This window comes from Streptomyces sp. NPDC006510, assembly GCF_040611955.1.
Taxonomy (GTDB): Bacteria; Actinomycetota; Actinomycetes; order Streptomycetales; family Streptomycetaceae; genus Streptomyces.
The window spans coordinates 16,784-33,026 of sequence record NZ_JBEXPH010000020.1; the positions used below are offsets into that span (position 1 = coordinate 16,784).

The window sequence follows — 16,243 nt, forward strand, 5'->3', positions numbered from 1 at the left end:
CGCGCACTGAGGCGTATCTCATCGATATGCGTGTCGCTTGCATGTTATCAGCAAAGCTTCACAGCTGACCGGAGCGCAACGGTCGTTGAGGCATCTCGCCAGAGCAGATTGGCCCGAATCCGCTCGGCTGCCGGATAACGGGGCGTTAGGCAACCGGCTACGCATACTCGTTAATGCGCGGGCTGATAATTCAAGACCTTTTCCGACGGTCCTGAGGCGGCAACTCGTCGCCCATTCCTACCTCTTACCGATGTTACTTCTTCACTCTGGCGCGCCAGCCGACAATGTGATCGAAATTACACTGATGTCCACATGCGGTGTGGTGGGAAAATGGAAAAGCTGGTTCGCAGAGGCTTTGCGCGCTCATCCGTGTGACCGCGTCGATCTCTGCGCTCCCACCCTTGCCCACTACCGACCAAACGCGGCCGGAACTGAGCGGTGGGACGGCCATACGCCCTGCATCACGCTCCGGCACGGCCGAGCGCGGCGCCGCACGCACAACGAGGTTTATGAACGGCATGCAGTTCTCCGAGGGACAGACACTCATCCACCCCCAACACGGTCCGACCACTGTCACCGACGTTCTCGAACGCACGGTCAACGGCAAGAGCAGGCGTTACGTCCACCTCCAGGTCCACCGGACCGACCTGCGCATCGCCGTTCCTGTCGAGAAGGCCCGCGCAGTGGGTCTCCGATCCGTGTACGCCGCGACACAGGTACAGGACTTGCTCGATGTCCTGAGGGCTCCCACAGGTGAGCAGGAGGATGCCTGGTCGCGGCGGTTCAAAGCCAACCGTGAGACGCTCCGGATCGGCGACCTTCTGCTCACCGCCGGCGTCATTCGTGACCTTGTGCGACGCCAGAACGAGAGCGGGCTTGCCACGGCGGAGAAGGACATGCTCAAGCACGCCCGCCAGCCGGTCGTCGCAGAACTCGCACTGGCGCTCTCACTGACCGACGAGGAGGCAGAAAAGCTGCTCGACTCGGCCATCCTCGGTGAGCAGCAGACCACTGAAGACGCGATCACTCGCCCATGACGCCGGGATGTCGGGGAGCCCCTCCTGCTTGGAACCTCGGCGTGCCGCCCCGCCGGCCGGCCACGGCCTGTGCGGGCCGGAGTGATCATCTCAGAGAGCGGTTCGTGAAGCCCTGGTTCCTGCCACCCGCCCTCACGGACCTGCTGGACGTGGTGACCACCTGGCAGGACGCACCAGCGAAACCAGCCCCCGACGGTCTGCACGCCGCCCTGGCCCGGATCGACGTCCCGCCCGAACAGGCGGTATTCGTCGGCGACAGTCCCGGCGACATGACCGCCGCCCGCGCCGCCGGCGTCCTCGCGCTGGGCGCCGTCTGGGGCTGGCACCCGCCCGCCGCACTCCATACGGCCGGAGCCCGTCACCTCCTGCCCGATCCCACCCGCATCGGCCCGTCCCTCCTGCACCACCTGACCCCAATCCCCGCGAACTGACCCTCCCGCCCCGCTACGGTGGAAGGGCACCCAAAACGGGTGCCCTTCCTGACTTCCTAGGGACTCAAGGCATGCGTGTGATGCGGCGACAGGCGCCAAGCGCCGGTCTGGACCACTGAGGCACCGCCTCACCGGTCCGGGTCGGCGCTCACCTCCGCGCCCTGCCCACCACTGCTCCTGTGAGTCGCCTCCATGTCTGTGCTTCCTCCCGTCGGCCGTCTGCGATGGATCGACGTCCCCGCCCGCTGCGGACCCGCCTCGAAGCCGCCTTCGACGCCCCGTCACGGACGCCGTCACCCCGGCAGGCGGCTTCGGCCACCAGCTGGCCGCCGCCCTGACCCTTGCCGACGGACGCCGGTTCTTCGTCAAGGCAGCCCCCACCGGCGACCCCCTCACCGCTGCGTCACGAGTGGTAGAGCACCCGCACGACCATTGTGTCGCCGGGCAGGCCGTCCAGGCAGGCGTTGAACATCCGCTCGTAGTCGGGGCCGCCGTCCTCCACCCACCGCCCGTCGAGGGTGAGCAGGGCGGGGGTGGGCAGCACGGCGGCCACATGGCGGGTCACGTAGGTTTCCAGGTCCTCGTCGAGGTGGAGAGCGGGGTCGGAGGTGAACCGTTCCTCCAGGGCGGGGTCGGCCTCCATTGCCTGGATCAGGGGCTGTTCACGGAAGGCGGCGACAGCCGCCTCCCTGGCGTGCTCCGGCTCCAGGATCCTGGCCCGCTCGGCGAAGTGGTGGAAAGGCAGCGCGGGCGGGTAGCGGTCAGCGAAGGCGCGGTACGCCGTCCAGGTGCTGGCCGCCCGGCGGGCCTCGGTGGCGCGGGGCGTGTCGAGGTCGAGGATGCCGCGGGGGCCGCCGTGGCAGCGGGGCGGCGGCAGGACCTCGGGGAGTTCGGTCCAGTCGTCGTATCGCACGAGCCGGGGGTCGTCCTCGTGGCCGGGCAGTACGTCGAAGAGACAGCCCGCCCCGGAGACGAACCAGTAGCTCCACTCGCCCACCCAGTCCGGGTGAGGGCGGTCCTCACGGTCGTACCAGAAGGGGGTCATGGCCTGCCCGATCGCCTGCTTCAGCCCGTCGGGGCCGACGGGCGGCAGGCAGACGGTGATGCGCTGTTTGCCCATGGTGTCCCCTCCTGTGGTGCGGGCCGCGCTGGGTGCACGGTCGGACGGCGCGCGTGGTGCGGTGCGCGACCCACCTTGGCATCGCCGACGGCAGCGTCATATCGGAACTGCACCGCCGCCACCGGGCCATCGAGTTCAAGAAGTTCCTGGTCACGATCGACAAGGCCGTGCCCGTTGGCCTCGACATCCACCTGGTCTGTGACAATTACGCCACCCACAACACCGCCGAGATCAGGACGTGGCTCGGAAAGCACCCACGCTTCCACGTCCACTTCACCCCCACCGGCTCCTCGTGGATGAACCAGGTCGAGCGGTGGTTCGGCCTGCTGACGGACAAGCTCATCCGCCGCGGGGTGCACACCTCAGTGAAGGCCCTGGAGCAAGACATCAGGGCCTGGATCGACGGATGGAACGAGAACCCCAGGCCCTTCATCTGGACCAAGACCGCCGACGAGATGCTCAAATCCCTCGCCGACTACCTCACCAAAATCAACCCACCCAGCCAGCCATCAAAGGAATAGTTACCCTCGTGATTTGCGGCGCATCACACTAGGAGCGGTCGGGACGCACCGGTTCGTCGGCGACCTCCCCCGACACTCCGAAACGCGCCAGGTAGTGCCACACCTTCTTGACCGCCTGGGGGTCGTAGCGGCCGTCACGTGCCGCATCTCCGACGATGCGTGGATCGAGTACGCCACCGACCGCGATCCGCGTGCCCAGGTCGACGTACTCCTGGCCCCGGTAGCCGGGGTGAAGACGAAGTGTCTCGGCCCCGAGACGGAAACCCGGGTGCCACTCGACGGGGCAGCCGAGGGACAGGGCCGCAGCCTCGACAGCCGTGCCTCGGTAGCACGGGTCCAGGACCAGCGCCTCCACATGACGGTCCAGTCGGACCGGTCCGTGCACCTGGGCCTCGATGTAGTCGTCGAGGTCGTCCCGGCTGTCGGCCAGGGCGAGCCCGATGAGCCCCATGCGGGCCGCGACACCGAAATCCGAGGGTTCGAGGAAGCTGTCCGGGTAGCAGAACGTGGTCCGCGCCGACGTCCGGGCGGTCAGCCGGAAGTGGGCGGAGCCGAACCGCGGCGCCCCTCCGACCGGCTTGCGGCGGAAGTTCAACGCCCCGTAGACGGGTCGCTCATGAGCGGCCGCCGCGTCGTACGCTCCATTGAAGATCCGGCTCTCCCAGCGCCACCGGTCTCCGCCGGGATGCGCGGTCAGGCCGCCGTTGCTGGTCCCCGTGACGAACTGGGAGCGGTAGATGCCGTCTTCGGCCAGGGCCTCAAGGATCGGCCGGCCGTGCAGCAGACGGTCCGGGTGGAAGTTGAGGGTCACCCTCAGCACCGGGTCCACCGGAGGGCCCGACGCAAGCTCCGCCACATGACGAAGGGCTCTTGCCTGCGGTGTCCGGGGAGTTTCGGGGCTCATCCACGCAGTGTCCTCCAGGCCGATCAGCCGGCGCACATGGATTCCCGCAGGGCGGCAGCCCCTTATTCGAGGGCGTATCCCGGGGCGCATCCGAGGGCGGCGGATCACGTCCGGGGTCGCGGCGTCGCCCGGCACGGTCTGGCACCGTCTGGCACCACCCGGTGCCAAATGGCGCCACGTGACGCCATCCGGTGCCATGCGGCTCCATTCCACACCCACAGAAGCGAATGATCGCGCATGGCGCCACAATGACTCAGACCGACCCCTTCACGTTTCAGCAGGTCAGACGGCCATTCTCAAGCCCAGGCCACAAAAGACGCCAGCCAGGCTTGCACATAGCGCCATAGTGGTGCCATGATGGCGTCATGGACCTCACCCCGTATGTCGACAACCTGCGTCGCGAACTCGCGGTGGCCGCTGAAGCCGGTGGCGAAGATGCCCGCGAGCTGGCCGATCGGCTCACCGCCCCTCTGGAGTCGGCGACCCGTCTGACCATGCTCAATGTGCTCTCCGCCGCGATGGACGAGATCACCCGCGAGCTCGCCCCCGGCTCGGTCGACGTACGGCTGCGTGGGCTCGACCCCGACTTCGTGGTGACGCTGTCGCCCGCCGACGGCGGCCCCATGGAAACGGCCGCCGTGCCCGTCGAACCGCTCAGGGGACAGGCGCCCGCCGATGGCGACGAGGGCGGCACCGCTCGCGTCAATCTGCGTCTGCCGGCCCACCTCAAGGCCCGCGCCGAAGAGGCCGCGAACCGCGAGGGCCTGTCGGTCAACGCCTGGCTGGTGCGCGCCGTGTCGGCCGCGGTCGACGGCGGCACCCGGCCGCGTACGCCGGAGAAGGCCCAGACCGTCGGACAGAGCTTCACGGGCTGGGTGCGCTGACCGCGCCCACGCCCGACCCGTTACGCCCGCATTCGCCCACACCACGTCCCACCAGCGGGGACGCCCTGAAGACCCAAGAGGACGGGACAGCCATGCCTTCTTTCGACACTCCCGAACCGATCTCGGCCACGGCGCACGTGGTGGCCGGTTCCATCCAGTTCACGGCGGGCGACCGCCTCGACACGGTCGTCGAGGTGCGGCCCCGCAACCCGAAGAAGGACCTGGACGTGCGGACGGCCGACCAGACCGAGGTCACGTACGCGGGCGGCGTGCTGACCATCAGGACGCCCAAGTCCAATCTGTTCGGCCGCACCGGCACCGTCGACGTGACGGTCGAACTGCCCACGGGCTCGCGCATCGACATGACCGGCTCCTGGACCCAGGTGCTCGGCGAGGGCCGGCTCGGCGAGGTCCGCGTGAAGACCTCGTCCGGCGACGTCCGCCTCGACTCGACCGGCCCGCTGAACCTGACCGCGTCGCACGGCTCGATCACCGTGGACCGGATCGCGGGCACGGCCGAGATCACCACCAGCTCCGGCAGCCTGCGCGTCGGCCTCGTCGACGGGCCCGCCGTCCTGAAGAACTCGCACGGCACCACGACCGTCGGCGCCGCGACCGGTGAGCTGCGGGTGAGCGGCGCCAACGGCGACATCGAGGTCCGGCGCGCCGAGGGCTCGGTCAACGCCACCACCGCGCACGGCACCCTGCGCGTGGGCGAAGTGGCCCGAGGCACCGTTCAGCTGGAGACCTCCTACGGCTCCATCGAGGTCGGCGTCCGCGAGGGCACGGCCGCCTGGCTCGACGTCAGCTCGGGCTCCGGCCAGGTGCGCAACACGCTCACCGCGTCCGAGAGCCCGGAGAAGACCGAGGACACCGTCAAGGTCCGCGCCCGCACCCGGCACGGCAACATCGACATCCGCCGCGCCACCGCCTGAGAGCCGCACCGCCGCCTGAGCCGCGCCACCGCCTGACCCTGCCCCACCCCGTACGGCACCGCGCCCCACCCCGTACGGCACCGCAACTCGCCAACTTCTCCTGCCACTTCACCCTTCGATCGGAGGGCTCCATGCCCAAATCTGTCATGCCCACGTCCAGGCAGAGCGACGATCACCCCTCGCCCGCCGCCATCTCCACCGTCGGTCTGCGCAAGTCGTACGGCGACAAGACCGTCCTCGACGGCATCGATCTGCGCATCCCGGCCGGCACGGTGTTCGCCCTGCTCGGGCCGAACGGCGCCGGCAAGACCACCACCGTGCAGATCCTGTCCACGCTCATCGCCGCCGACGGCGGACAGGCCCAGGTCGCGGGCCACGACGTCGCCACGTCACCGGACGGCGTACGTGCCGCGATCGGTGTCACGGGGCAGTTCGCCGCGCTCGACGATCTGCTCACCGCCGAGGAGAACCTGCTCCTCATGGCCGATCTGCTGCGCCTCGGCAAGCGCGAAGGCCGGTCCCGCGCCAGGGAGTTGCTGGAGCGGTTCGAGATCGCGGACGTCGCGGACAAGCGGGCCGCGACCTTCTCCGGCGGCATGCGGCGCAGGCTCGACCTCGCCATGACGCTGGTCGGCGACCCGCAGGTGATCTTCCTGGACGAGCCGACGACCGGGCTCGACCCACGCAGCCGCCGCACCACGTGGGACATGGTGCGCACGCTGGTCGCGGGCGGCACCACGGTCTTCCTCACCACCCAGTACCTGGACGAGGCCGACCAACTGGCCGACCGGATCGCCGTGCTGGACGGCGGCCGGATCGTCGCCGAGGGATCCGCCGACGAGCTCAAGGCGCAGATCCCCGGCAGCCACGTACGACTGCGGTTCACCGACCCCGACGAGTACGAGCGCGCGGCGGCCGCGTTCCCCGGCGCCGCACGCGACGAGGAGAACTTCGCCCTGCGCGTGGCGGGCGACGCCGGGCTCGACGCGCTGCGCGGCCTGCTCGACCGGCTCGACGGCGCCGGGATCCGGGCCGCCGACTTCTCCGTGCACACCCCCGACCTGGACGACGTGTTCCTCGCCCTGACCGGCAACGGCACCGCCACCCCGCTTCACGTCAAGGAGACCCTGCGATGAGCACCCTCACCTATGCCGTGCACGACTCGATGACGATGCTGCGGCGCAACCTGAAGCACGCGATCCGCTATCCGGCCGTGGGGTTCGGCAGTGCCATGACGCCGATCCTGATGCTGCTGCTGTTCGTGTACGCCTTCGGTGACTCGATCGGCGCCGGCATGGGCGGCGGCCGGGACGCGTATCTGGACTACCTGACGCCCGGCATCATCGTCATGGGGGTGGCCGCCGGCTCGATGTCGACCTCGATCGCGGTCTGCTCCGACATGACCGAGGGCATCATCAACCGCTTCCGCACCATGAACATCACGCGCTCGTCGTTCATGACGGGGCATGTCATCGGCAGCGTCGTCCAGACGATGGTGTGCATCGTCCTGGTCGTGGGCGTCGCACTCGCCGTCGGGTTCCGGTCCGGCGCGAACCCGCTGGAGTGGCTGGCCGCCGCCGGTCTCCTCGCGGCCATCGCGTTCGCGGTGACCTGGCTGGCGGTGGCACTCGGCCTGATGTCCAAGACCGTCGAGTCCGCGAGCAACAAGCCGCTGCTGATCCAGTTCATGCCGTTCCTCGGTTCGGCGTTCGTGCCGGCCGACTCGATGTCGCCGGGCCTGCGCTGGTTCGCCGAGAACCAGCCGTTCACGCCGATGACCGAGACCCTGCGCGGCCTGCTCTCCGGCTCCGCGATCGGCAACAACGGCTGGATCTCGCTCGCCTGGTGCGTCGGCATCACGCTGGTCGGCTACTTCTGGTCGCGCTCGCTGTTCAACAGCACCACCAAGCGCTGAGAGCCGGTCGCTCCACCCGGTCGATCTCGTACCCGCACCACGGCGGAGGGCTCCATGCACGCGGAGCCCTCCGCTCGCCGCTGTCCGGCATCCGTCCCCGGGCGCCCCGTCAGCCGTTGGGGTGCGCGTCGCCGCGGCGGACGGCTGTTCCCCGTCGCCCTTCCGGCCGGTGCCTGCCGCCACGTGTGCCGTCCTCCTTGTGCCTTCCCGGCCTGTCCCGGCGCCCGCGGGTCGTCCAGGGCGTCCCGTCACCCTCTGCGTGCGATGAGGCGACGGGAGGCCACCGGGGCGGCCGGGGCGGAGGACCGGAAGGACGAGAACCGTCAGGTCGGTCGGCCGTCACGGGCGACGACCCGTCCGCCGTGCACCACCATGTCGCGCGGGCATGTCGACCACGACCTGCGGCAGGCACTCGGCGCGGGGCAGGACGAAGTCGGCCGGCGAGCCCGGGGTGAGGTCGGCGCAGGGCAGCCGCATGACGTCGGCACCGCCGTGCGCGCCGGCTTCGTAGTCGCGGTGGACCCGGCCGGACCGTCCTGGTGCTGCCGCTTCAGAGAGGAAGGGGACAGGAGGGAGTGGGTGATGCCTGAACTGCACGCGCTGAACGACGATTTGGAGCGCCCCTCCCCTGTCCGGCCCGGCGGCCTCCTCGCATCTGTTCGAGGAGGCCGAGTCCGGGTCGGCTCTATGTGAGCTGTCGCCCGACCAGGCCGACCAAGCCGTCGATGAGCGGGCCGGGCTCAAGGGTCGGGTCGAGCGACCGCTGGAGCAGGTAACCGTCTATCGCCGCGGTGAGGGTCACCGCGACGGTGAGCGGGCGCGCAACCCCCCGCTCTGCGAACCAGTCACTCAGCTGCTGCCGCAGCTCGGCCAGCGAGGCAGCGATTTCGGCGCGCAACCGGTCGTCCCGGCTCGCTGCGACGAGGGACTCGTACAGCAGCAGCAGTTCCGGGTCACGCGGATCGTTCGCGGACAGCGCGCGGAGCAGGGTTTCGACGGCCGCCGCCGGGTCCGTCTGCGCCAGAGCCTCACCGATCCGGTCGAGGAAGAACGCTCGGATCTTACGTACTGCGGCGATACGCCGGAGTTCACCGATGCTCCCCACGTGGTAATGGATCACACCGGTGTTCACGCCCGCGCGTTCCGCGACCCGACGACTGCTCACGCCGCCCCAGCCCAGCTCGGGGATGAGGGAGGCAGCAGCCTCGATGATCTTCTCGCGTGTATCCGTCCTGTGCGAGGACTCGTTGCTCACAGCCGCATCCCCTGGATCGCAATCACGACGTTCACACCGGCCGAGGCCAGGGCGATGGCTTCGAGGACGAGCAACTGCACAGGCAGCGGGTCGGGCACGACCGGGAAGACCGCGCCGAGGTCGGCCGCGAAGACCGCGATGTACCCCAGGCTCAGTGCCAGTGCCGCCACGAAGGCCCAATGCTGGTTCGCCATGGCGAACCCGGCCACCACGAAGCTGGCGAGCCCCAGAGAGGTGAGATACACGTTGAAGCTGTTGTACTGCCACCGGGGAAGCGGGGAGAAGTCCCGCGTATCGATCAGCTTCCCCGGCACCATGGGGATCAGCAGCAGCGCTTCCCAGACCAGCAGAGCCGCGGTCACCGTCGCCAACAGGGATTGATTCATCACGTTCTCCGTCGCTGTGCGGGAGTCGGTCGTCGATTTGGACGATAGTCCTGGACGGTCGTCCAAATCAAATGGAAGGGCGAGTTACCAGCGAGGGCAGCGGAAGGCAGTGGGAGGCCCCGTCGGGTCCGTATCAAGTCGGCAGTGTGGCGGGCCGGAGGGCTGCCGGAGGGCTGCCGGACATCTCACAAGAAGGTTGCGGGCAGGCCGGTCCGCCTCGCGGCCGCCCCGGCCCGCATCATCCGCGAGCTGCGCCCCGCGACGGGGTGAGGTCCGAGGGGGGCGGTGCCTCGACGGGGCGATCGACGGCCTGCCGCGCAAGGGGGGCGGACACCGACCCGCTGACACCCCTAGCGGAGAGCCCCCGTGCCGCGGCCGGGGGACGAGGCATTCGTCCGGGCCGCAGGAGCCCGGTGGTTCGTTCCCCGCTCGGCCGATCTCGCCGAAGCCGTACGCGCGCTGGTCCCCGGTGGTACGGACGGGCGCCCTGCTCCCCTCCACGAAGCGGCGCAGGCCCACCGCCGACTGGCCGAGGGCGGCACCCGCGGCCGACTGGTGCTGGTTCCCTGGCAGGGCCCGTCGGAGCGTCGGCGGGGCGGCGGTGATGGCGTCAGCGGCACATCAGCCGGACGTCAGCGGAACAGCAGTCCGGAGGCCAAAGCCATGAGCAGACCAGCCGCCGCACCGGCAGCAACCGCACCGACCGCATCACACGGGGAGCACCGACATGCGTACCTCCATCCGCCGCCCTGCCGTACTCGCCGCGACCGCCGTCGCCGCCCTGAGCATGACGCTCACCGCCTGCGGCGGTGACGACAGCTCGAAGGACAACGGGGCCGCCGCGTCCGTCTCCGCCGAGCAGGGCACGAGCAGCAACAGAGGCACGGGCACCACGGGTTCGACCACCGCCGGCTCCGGTACCTCCGGCTCCACCGGCACCGCCGTTCAGGCCGGCGTCAAGAAGCAGGTCAGTGTCGAGAAGCAGGCCGACGTCAAGAAGCAGGCCGGAACCAAGGCCCCGGCCTGCACCGTCAACGACGTGAAGATCTCCGCGACCAAGCAGCAGGGCGTGCCCACCACGCACATCACGCTGACCGCGACCAACGTCTCGGGCCACGCCTGCACGCTGCTCCAGTACCCGCTGCTCGGCTTCGGCGACCTCCCCCAGACATCCAAGGACGTCCGGCCGTCGCCAAGAGCAAGCCCGGCACCGCCATCGTGCTGAACTCCGGTACCCCGGCCTACGCGGCCGTGCGGATCAACAACGGCGGTGTCGACGAGGAGAACCACGCCGTCAGCTCCTTCTACGTGAACCTCTTCGCCGCCGACGGCCCCGCCGAGGGCAGCAAGACCGTCACCGCGCCCAAGGGCGGAATCGCGGTCGACGACGCGGCCGCGAAAACCGGCTACTGGACGTACGAACTGCGCAACGGCGCCGACGAGTTCTGACACACCGACGAGTTCTCAGGCGCCGCCCTGTGCGGCGAGGCGGCGAGTCGGCACACAGGCAGCAGCGCCCCGGAACACTCCCCCGTTCCGGGGCGCCGCGACGTCGCGAGCGGAATCAGGTGCGCGACATCAGGTGCGCGGGGCCGGAAGGACCCGTCCCAGGCGGGCGAGCGGGGACAGGGCCATCAGGGCGGGTGACAGCATCATGCCCGCGGCCGTCACCAGGAGGGCGGTGCGCGGCGCCCACTCCTGCGCGAGGAAGCCGCCGAGCAACGAGCCGACCGGGGCCAGTCCCATGCCGGCGAAGGTGATCGTCGCGGCCACCCGGCCCTGCATCCCGTCCGGGGTGACGGCCTGCCGGACGGCCATGACCGTGACGTTCACCAGCTGGCCGAAGACCCCGAACACGAAGTCGACCGCCAGGAGTACGGGGACCGTCACCGCGGCGGAGCCGTGCAGCGCGGGCACGCACAGCATCACCCCGTCGCCCAGTGCCGCCGCGGACACGAGCACCGCCCCGTGGCCGAACCGGCCCGGAAGCCGGGCTGCGAGCAGCGAGCCCAGCAGCGCTCCCGGTCCCGTCGCCGCGAGCGCCGGCCCGACAGCGGTGCCCGAGAGGTGCAGCTCGCGGGTGAGGAAGAGCAGATAGGCGGTCATCAACGCCGCGAAGGAGAACTGGAAGGCGGCCGAGGCGAGCCCCACCGTCCGCAGCAGTGGATCGCCGACGACGAAGCGGAGACCCTCGTGAATCCGCCGCCGGACCCGAGGGGGACGTTCCCCTCGACCCGGGACCGGTTCGTGGCGGCGGATCCGCCGGATCGACAGGAACGACAGCGCGAAGAACAGCGCGCCGGACGCGGCGGCGACCGGCGCCGACAACAGGGAGACCAGCATGCCGCCGAGGGCGGGGCCACCCGTCTGGGCCGCGGACCGGCTGCCCTCCAGCGCGCTGTTACCGCGTACCAGCCGATCGCGTCTCACCAACCGTACGAGGGAAGCCTGGTAGGCCACGTCGAAGAACACGGACAGGGTCCCGACGGCGAAGGCGACCACGAGCAGGAACGGCAGGCCCGGCCCGCCCAGGAGAGCGGCCACGGCGGCCGATCCCAGCGCCAGGGCCCGGCCGAGATCGGCCAGGACCATCACCGTACGGGTCCGCCATCCGTCCACCCACGCGCCGACGAGGAGTGAGAACAGCAGGACCGGCGTCTGCCCCACCGCGCGGAGGCCGCCCAGTTGGCCGGCACCGGCGTCGAGGTTCAGAACGGCGATCAGCGGAAGGATCACCAGGCTTGCGTGTTCCCCGAGTTGGGAGGCCGTCTGGCCCACCCAGAGCCGACGGAAGTCACCGTCCCGCCACAGGCCGGGCGGAACAGGGCGCCCGGAATCGGACGCGGTGGAGGAAGCGGACAGCACAGGAACCCCTCGGGTTGCCGGAGAAGGTGCCCACCACCCGGCGCACGTCGGATGTGCCGCCGGTTCGGGTGGGGGAAGGCTCGCTGTGCCGCGTATCAGGAGGCAGCACGCGATGACAGGCCGTCACGGCCCAAAACGTCAACGCGTGCTCGGGCGACCGGGCATGTCCTGGCTCCTCACGGTCATTCGCTGCCCGAACATCCGGGCGTGCGGCAAAGGTACCGTCCGCCGGCGATAGCCTGAGCCGTATGGACGAGATCGACGGGGTGGAGGTCATCGCGTTCACGGACGCCGAGGCGTTCGAGGACTGGCTGGCCGAGCACGGCACCCGCAGCGCGGGCGTATGGGTCAAGGTGGCCAAAAAGAAGTCCGGCATCGCGACGGTCACCGACGACGAGATGGTCGACCTCGGGCTGTGCTACGGCTGGATCTCCGGGCAGCGCCGGTCGTGCGACGAGCGGTACTACCTGCAGAAGTACGTGCCGCGTCGCCCCAGGAGCCTGTGGTCGCAGGTGAATGTGGACAAGGTGGCGCAGCTGACGGCCGCGGGGCGGATGCGCGAACCCGGGCTGGCCGAGGTGCGCAGGGCCCAGGAGGACGGGCGGTGGGCGGCGGCGTACGAGTCGCAGCGGACGGCGACGGCACCGCCCGACCTGGTGACGGCACTCGAAGCGGATCCCGGGGCCAGGAAGGCGTTCGAGGCTCTCGACAGGACGGGGCGCTACCAGCTGATCCTGCCGTTGCTCCAGGCGCTCACCCCGGAGACCCGGAAGGCCCGGATCGACAAGGTCCTGCACCGGCTCGCGCGCGGCGACCTGGCAGAACGAGCGGAATGAGCGTGCCGGTCCGGACGGAGGCGGTGCGGCAGGTCCCGTCGGAGCCCGCGACGGTCCGGGTGCGCTCCGCGGTGGGCACCGCCGTGGTGCTCTGGCACGGTGACCCCGAGGAGGTGGGGCGCGAGCAGCATGTCGAGTGGACCGTCGACGAGGACATCGTCTGGTCGGAGAACGCCTGGCCGGCCTCTTCTGCCGCCCCCGGGCTCCGGGAGGACGGCGACCGCATCGTCTTCCGGGGGCGGCTGAGCCTCACCGGGGACGGCATGGCACTGCTGGACGTGGGCGGCGCGCCGATCCTGTTCGAACTCGCGGTTCCACCACCGCCGGAGAGCTCCGATGCGCCCTGGGTCGAGGTCCGCGTCGCACGGGAGAACGTCGGCCTGTGGCCCTGCCGGCTCTGAGGTGAGCCGGTGCGGCGGGAGCGAAACTCGGTGTCCATGGCGGGCCCGTCGGCGTTAGCGTGCGCCACATGACTGAAACCGATCTTCCGCCGCGCCTGACCCGGCTCACTTTCCACGGTCCGCTCTCCGAGGCGCGGGCCGCGCGGATCGTCGACAGGCTCGGCCGGGCCGCCCCCGCACGGGTTGTGGACATCGGTTGTGGCTGGGGGGAGTTGATGCTCCGCGTCCTCGACGCGGTGCCGGGGGCGACCGGGATCGGAATCGATCTCAACGGTGAGGACATCGCCCGGGGACGCGCGAATGCCGAGGCCCGTGCGCTGACCGGACGCGTGGAGTTCGTCGAGGGGTCCGCCGAGGAGGCGTCGCACGGGTCCGCCGACCTCGTCCTGTGTCTCGGGGCCAGTCACGCCCTCAGCGACGCGGAACCGCCCGAGCACAGTGCGGGCGCACTGCGGGCGCTGCGCCGGATCGTCGCGCCAGGAGGGCGGGTCCTTCTCGCCGAGGGCTTCTGGCAGCGCTCCCCCACCTCCGCCGAACTGGCCGCGATGTGGCCGGACGCCCGTGCCGACGAATTCCATGATCTGGCCGGACTCGTCGACCTCGCGGTGTCCGCCGGGTTCCGGCCCGTCTGGATCGAGACGGCCGGCGACGACGAGTGGGAGGACTTCGAGTCCGGCTATCAGTCGGACGTGGAGGAGTGGCTGGCCACCCACCCGGACCACCCGCTGGCGAAGGAGACGCGCGAGCGCGTCGACCGGCACCGGGCGAGCTGGCTGAAGGGCTACCGGGGAGTGCTCGGGATGGCCTACCTCACGCTCGTTCCGGTGGGCTGAACGACTCCGGAACACCTGCCGTCCCGAGGGCGGAACGCGCTCACTCCCATTTCGCGGACTCCGGGTCGACGCCTCGCGCCCCGGCGTTCGCGAAGATCGCATCGCGCAGCCAGACGGTCAGGCCCGGCGCGAGCGCGTCGTAGTACTCGGCGTACTCGGGCTCGTCGACGTACATCCGGCCGATGCACACCTGCATCGCGTGCGTGCAGTCGAAGTACGCCGAGATCAGGGCTCGGTGACGCTCCGCGAGGGTGTTCGCCGCGTCGGAGCCCGGTACGACTCCGGCGCGCTTCGCCGTGGCGAGGTCGGCGTTCAGGGCCTCGGTCGCGGCCGCGGTCTCCTGCCAGTCCTCCGGGGTCATCCCGGCGGCCCGTTCCGCGTACTGTGCCCACTGCGCGCTGTCGCCCCAGCGGTCCTCGGCCTGCTCGACCCAGGCGGGCTGCCAGTCGGCACCGAAGATCTCGGCCTGCTCCTCCGGCGTCAGCCGCATCCCGGGTTGCGACGCCTCCATCATGCGATCGACGGCGTGCACCATCCGCTGCAGGCGGGCGATGCGGTCCACGAGCTGTGACCGCTGCCGGCGCAGGTGGTCGTGCGCGTCGACGTCCGGGTCGTCGAGGATCCGGCCGATCTCGGCGAGCGGGAACCCGAGCTCCTTGTAGACGAGGACGCGGTGGATCCGGGCGATGTCGTCGCCCGAGTACACCCGGTGTCCGGCCCAGGTGCGCCCGCTCGGGCGCGCGAGACCGATCGCGTCCCAGTGGTGCAGTGTCTTCACGCTGACCCCGACGAGCGCGGCCGCCCGGCCGACGGCGAGGCTGCCGGGACCGGGCGCTCCGGCGCCCTCCTCGGTGGTGGCCGGTTCCTGCTCGGGGGCGTCGCTGGTCATCCGTCCAGTGTCGCCCGGCTCGCCGGGGCGGGGGCTTGGGGGCCCGCTGTGCCGGGGCCCGCTGCTCCGGGAGGCGCATCAGCCGCCGCCCCGGTGGGCACGCCCGCGTTCGTGAGGATGTCGTGCGTGGGCAGCGCGGTGCTCTGGGCCGCGGTCAGGCCGGAGGCCGCCAGATGGGCGTCGACGATCCGCAGACCAGCCGCGTACCCGGCGAAGTCCGGCAGTCCGACGGGCCGGCACCCCATGCGCTGCGCGGTGGCGTCGCCGTACACGTACGCGGGCAGGTTCTGCATACCGGCCACGTCGATCCCGGCCGTGACCTTCTCGTACACGTCGTCCAGTTCCGCGCCGGACAGCGCCGTCGCCCAGGGCCCCATGGCCCGCTCACCGGCCAGTTCCCGTACGAACGCCTCGGCCAGCCCCTCGGCCACGACCTGTTCGCCGACCGTGACCGTCACGGGGTTCCAGACCACGTTGGCGTAGCGCACATTGTGGTGGAGCTCGTGCGCGGCGGCGTGGCCGATCTTCGCCAGGCTGGTCGCGGTGGGCCAGATCGTCAGCTGGATGGCCCCCGGGATTCCGCCCATGCCGAGGTAGCCGGCGTTGCGGACCGTCAGCAGGTCGTCGTCGGGGTTGCCGAGCACCAGGACGACATGCACGGTCCCGGCGTTCCTTATTCCGGGCACCGCACCGCTCAGCCGCTGCCACGCGGCGGCGAGGCTGTCCTCGATCCGGTCCCACACCTCAGCGTCCCGCAGCTGCCCCAGGGCCGTCAGGTAGCGCGGGTCCTCACGGTCGATCCTGAAACCACTGCCCATCGTGTGCATCCGGAACGTGTCGACATCGCCCACCGTGGACATCACGCTCTGCAGCGGGCCGAGCAGCTCCCGCAGGGCGTCGGGCCGTTCCGCCAACGGGCGCCGGAAGAGATCGGCCATGGCGGACGCCGTGTCATGAACAACAATCTTCATGCCATGGGAACGTAGGACCTCCTGTTACGGGAGGGGCAAGCCGTGCGGCGGCGGAACGGC

General features: G+C 70.4%; 18 protein-coding genes and 2 pseudogenes. 12 read left to right on the forward strand and 8 right to left on the reverse strand.

Translation table 11 applies throughout. The annotated features are described in order from the left end of the window. Positions 1-401 precede the first annotated feature (401 nt). Together ABZY11_RS09415 and ABZY11_RS09420 are read left to right on the forward strand one after the other, a co-directional pair. Positions 402-1,037 carry a CarD family transcriptional regulator gene (locus tag ABZY11_RS09415; RefSeq protein ID WP_356478567.1) on the forward strand — a complete coding sequence of 212 codons (636 nt, stop codon included), beginning with the start codon at positions 402-404 and terminating at the stop codon, positions 1,035-1,037. A 104-nt stretch (positions 1,038-1,141) separates the two neighbouring features. After that, positions 1,142-1,468: an HAD-IA family hydrolase gene (locus ABZY11_RS09420; RefSeq protein WP_356478568.1), complete on the forward strand. Its 327-nt coding sequence runs from the start codon at positions 1,142-1,144 to the stop codon at positions 1,466-1,468. A gap of 403 nt (positions 1,469-1,871) precedes the next feature. Here the strand turns inward: ABZY11_RS09420 and ABZY11_RS09425 are convergent, their stop codons facing one another. Continuing rightward, entirely contained in the window at positions 1,872-2,588 is a 717-nt protein-coding gene (locus ABZY11_RS09425; RefSeq protein ID WP_356478569.1) for a hypothetical protein, read from the reverse strand. Positions 2,589-2,677: 89 nt separating this feature from the next. Here ABZY11_RS09425 and ABZY11_RS09430 point away from each other — a divergent pair. Then, a pseudogene (locus tag ABZY11_RS09430) lies at positions 2,678-3,109 on the forward strand (transposase); the annotation flags it as partial. Between the two features lie 28 nt (positions 3,110-3,137). Here ABZY11_RS09430 and ABZY11_RS09435 read toward each other — a convergent pair. Then, a complete protein-coding gene (locus tag ABZY11_RS09435) occupies positions 3,138-4,013 on the reverse strand; it encodes a DUF3626 domain-containing protein (protein WP_356478570.1) in 876 nt (291 codons plus the stop codon). A 365-nt stretch (positions 4,014-4,378) separates the two neighbouring features. On the opposite strand from ABZY11_RS09435, the gene ABZY11_RS09440 reads away from it, so the two are divergent. The 4 genes from ABZY11_RS09440 (at position 4,379) to ABZY11_RS09455 (ending at position 7,747) form a co-directional block, all read left to right on the forward strand. After that, the gene (locus tag ABZY11_RS09440) at positions 4,379-4,897 is read left to right on the forward strand and encodes a hypothetical protein (RefSeq protein ID WP_356478571.1); all 519 of its coding nucleotides are present in this window, start codon (positions 4,379-4,381) and stop codon (positions 4,895-4,897) included. Positions 4,898-4,989: 92 nt separating this feature from the next. Next, on the forward strand, positions 4,990-5,832 hold the full coding sequence (locus ABZY11_RS09445) for a DUF4097 family beta strand repeat-containing protein (RefSeq protein ID WP_356478572.1): 843 nt from the start codon (positions 4,990-4,992) through the stop codon (positions 5,830-5,832). A gap of 146 nt (positions 5,833-5,978) precedes the next feature. Then, complete coding sequence (locus ABZY11_RS09450) at positions 5,979-6,968, forward strand: ATP-binding cassette domain-containing protein (protein ID WP_356478618.1); 990 nt, start codon at positions 5,979-5,981, stop codon at positions 6,966-6,968. Further along, the gene (locus tag ABZY11_RS09455; protein ID WP_356478573.1) at positions 6,965-7,747 is read left to right on the forward strand and encodes an ABC transporter permease; all 783 of its coding nucleotides are present in this window, start codon (positions 6,965-6,967) and stop codon (positions 7,745-7,747) included. Before ABZY11_RS09450 ends, ABZY11_RS09455 begins: the two co-directional genes overlap by 4 nt. Positions 7,748-8,070: 323 nt before the next feature. Here ABZY11_RS09455 and ABZY11_RS09460 read toward each other — a convergent pair. The 3 genes and pseudogenes from ABZY11_RS09460 to ABZY11_RS09470 form a co-directional block, all read right to left on the reverse strand. Continuing rightward, positions 8,071-8,248 (reverse strand): annotated as a pseudogene (locus tag ABZY11_RS09460) (cytosine deaminase); the annotation flags it as partial. A 184-nt stretch (positions 8,249-8,432) separates the two neighbouring features. Beyond that, positions 8,433-9,002 carry a TetR family transcriptional regulator gene (locus tag ABZY11_RS09465; RefSeq protein ID WP_356478574.1) on the reverse strand — a complete coding sequence of 190 codons (570 nt, stop codon included), beginning with the start codon at positions 9,000-9,002 and terminating at the stop codon, positions 8,433-8,435. Then, complete coding sequence (locus ABZY11_RS09470; RefSeq protein ID WP_356478575.1) at positions 8,999-9,388, reverse strand: hypothetical protein; 390 nt, start codon at positions 9,386-9,388, stop codon at positions 8,999-9,001. The genes ABZY11_RS09465 and ABZY11_RS09470 overlap by 4 nt, the downstream gene beginning before the upstream one ends. A gap of 727 nt (positions 9,389-10,115) precedes the next feature. On the opposite strand from ABZY11_RS09470, the gene ABZY11_RS09475 reads away from it, so the two are divergent. Both ABZY11_RS09475 and ABZY11_RS09480 read left to right on the forward strand, forming a co-directional pair. Next, entirely contained in the window at positions 10,116-10,613 is a 498-nt protein-coding gene (locus ABZY11_RS09475; RefSeq protein ID WP_356478576.1) for a DUF4232 domain-containing protein, read from the forward strand. Beyond that, positions 10,607-10,837: a hypothetical protein gene (locus ABZY11_RS09480; RefSeq protein ID WP_356478577.1), complete on the forward strand. Its 231-nt coding sequence runs from the start codon at positions 10,607-10,609 to the stop codon at positions 10,835-10,837. The genes ABZY11_RS09475 and ABZY11_RS09480 overlap by 7 nt, the downstream gene beginning before the upstream one ends. A gap of 129 nt (positions 10,838-10,966) precedes the next feature. Here ABZY11_RS09480 and ABZY11_RS09485 read toward each other — a convergent pair whose 3' ends face one another. Beyond that, positions 10,967-12,253, reverse strand: a complete 1,287-nt coding sequence (locus ABZY11_RS09485) for an MFS transporter (protein WP_356478578.1) — start codon at positions 12,251-12,253, stop codon at positions 10,967-10,969. A gap of 248 nt (positions 12,254-12,501) precedes the next feature. On the opposite strand from ABZY11_RS09485, the gene ABZY11_RS09490 reads away from it, so the two are divergent. From ABZY11_RS09490 to ABZY11_RS09500, 3 genes are all read left to right on the forward strand, one after another. Further along, the gene (locus ABZY11_RS09490) at positions 12,502-13,089 is read left to right on the forward strand and encodes a YdeI/OmpD-associated family protein (protein WP_356478579.1); all 588 of its coding nucleotides are present in this window, start codon (positions 12,502-12,504) and stop codon (positions 13,087-13,089) included. Then, positions 13,086-13,490 carry a hypothetical protein gene (locus ABZY11_RS09495; RefSeq protein ID WP_356478580.1) on the forward strand — a complete coding sequence of 135 codons (405 nt, stop codon included), beginning with the start codon at positions 13,086-13,088 and terminating at the stop codon, positions 13,488-13,490. Before ABZY11_RS09490 ends, ABZY11_RS09495 begins: the two co-directional genes overlap by 4 nt. Positions 13,491-13,558: 68 nt before the next feature. After that, positions 13,559-14,323 (forward strand): class I SAM-dependent methyltransferase, encoded by a 765-nt coding sequence (locus ABZY11_RS09500; protein WP_356478581.1) that lies wholly within the window; start codon positions 13,559-13,561, stop codon positions 14,321-14,323. Between the two features lie 40 nt (positions 14,324-14,363). Here the strand turns inward: ABZY11_RS09500 and ABZY11_RS09505 are convergent, their stop codons facing one another. Both ABZY11_RS09505 and ABZY11_RS09510 read right to left on the reverse strand, forming a co-directional pair. Beyond that, a complete protein-coding gene (locus tag ABZY11_RS09505) occupies positions 14,364-15,212 on the reverse strand; it encodes a MerR family transcriptional regulator (RefSeq protein WP_356478582.1) in 849 nt (282 codons plus the stop codon). Continuing rightward, a complete protein-coding gene (locus ABZY11_RS09510; RefSeq protein ID WP_356478583.1) occupies positions 15,209-16,183 on the reverse strand; it encodes a DUF2268 domain-containing putative Zn-dependent protease in 975 nt (324 codons plus the stop codon). Before ABZY11_RS09510 ends, ABZY11_RS09505 begins: the two co-directional genes overlap by 4 nt. Positions 16,184-16,243 lie beyond the last annotated feature (60 nt).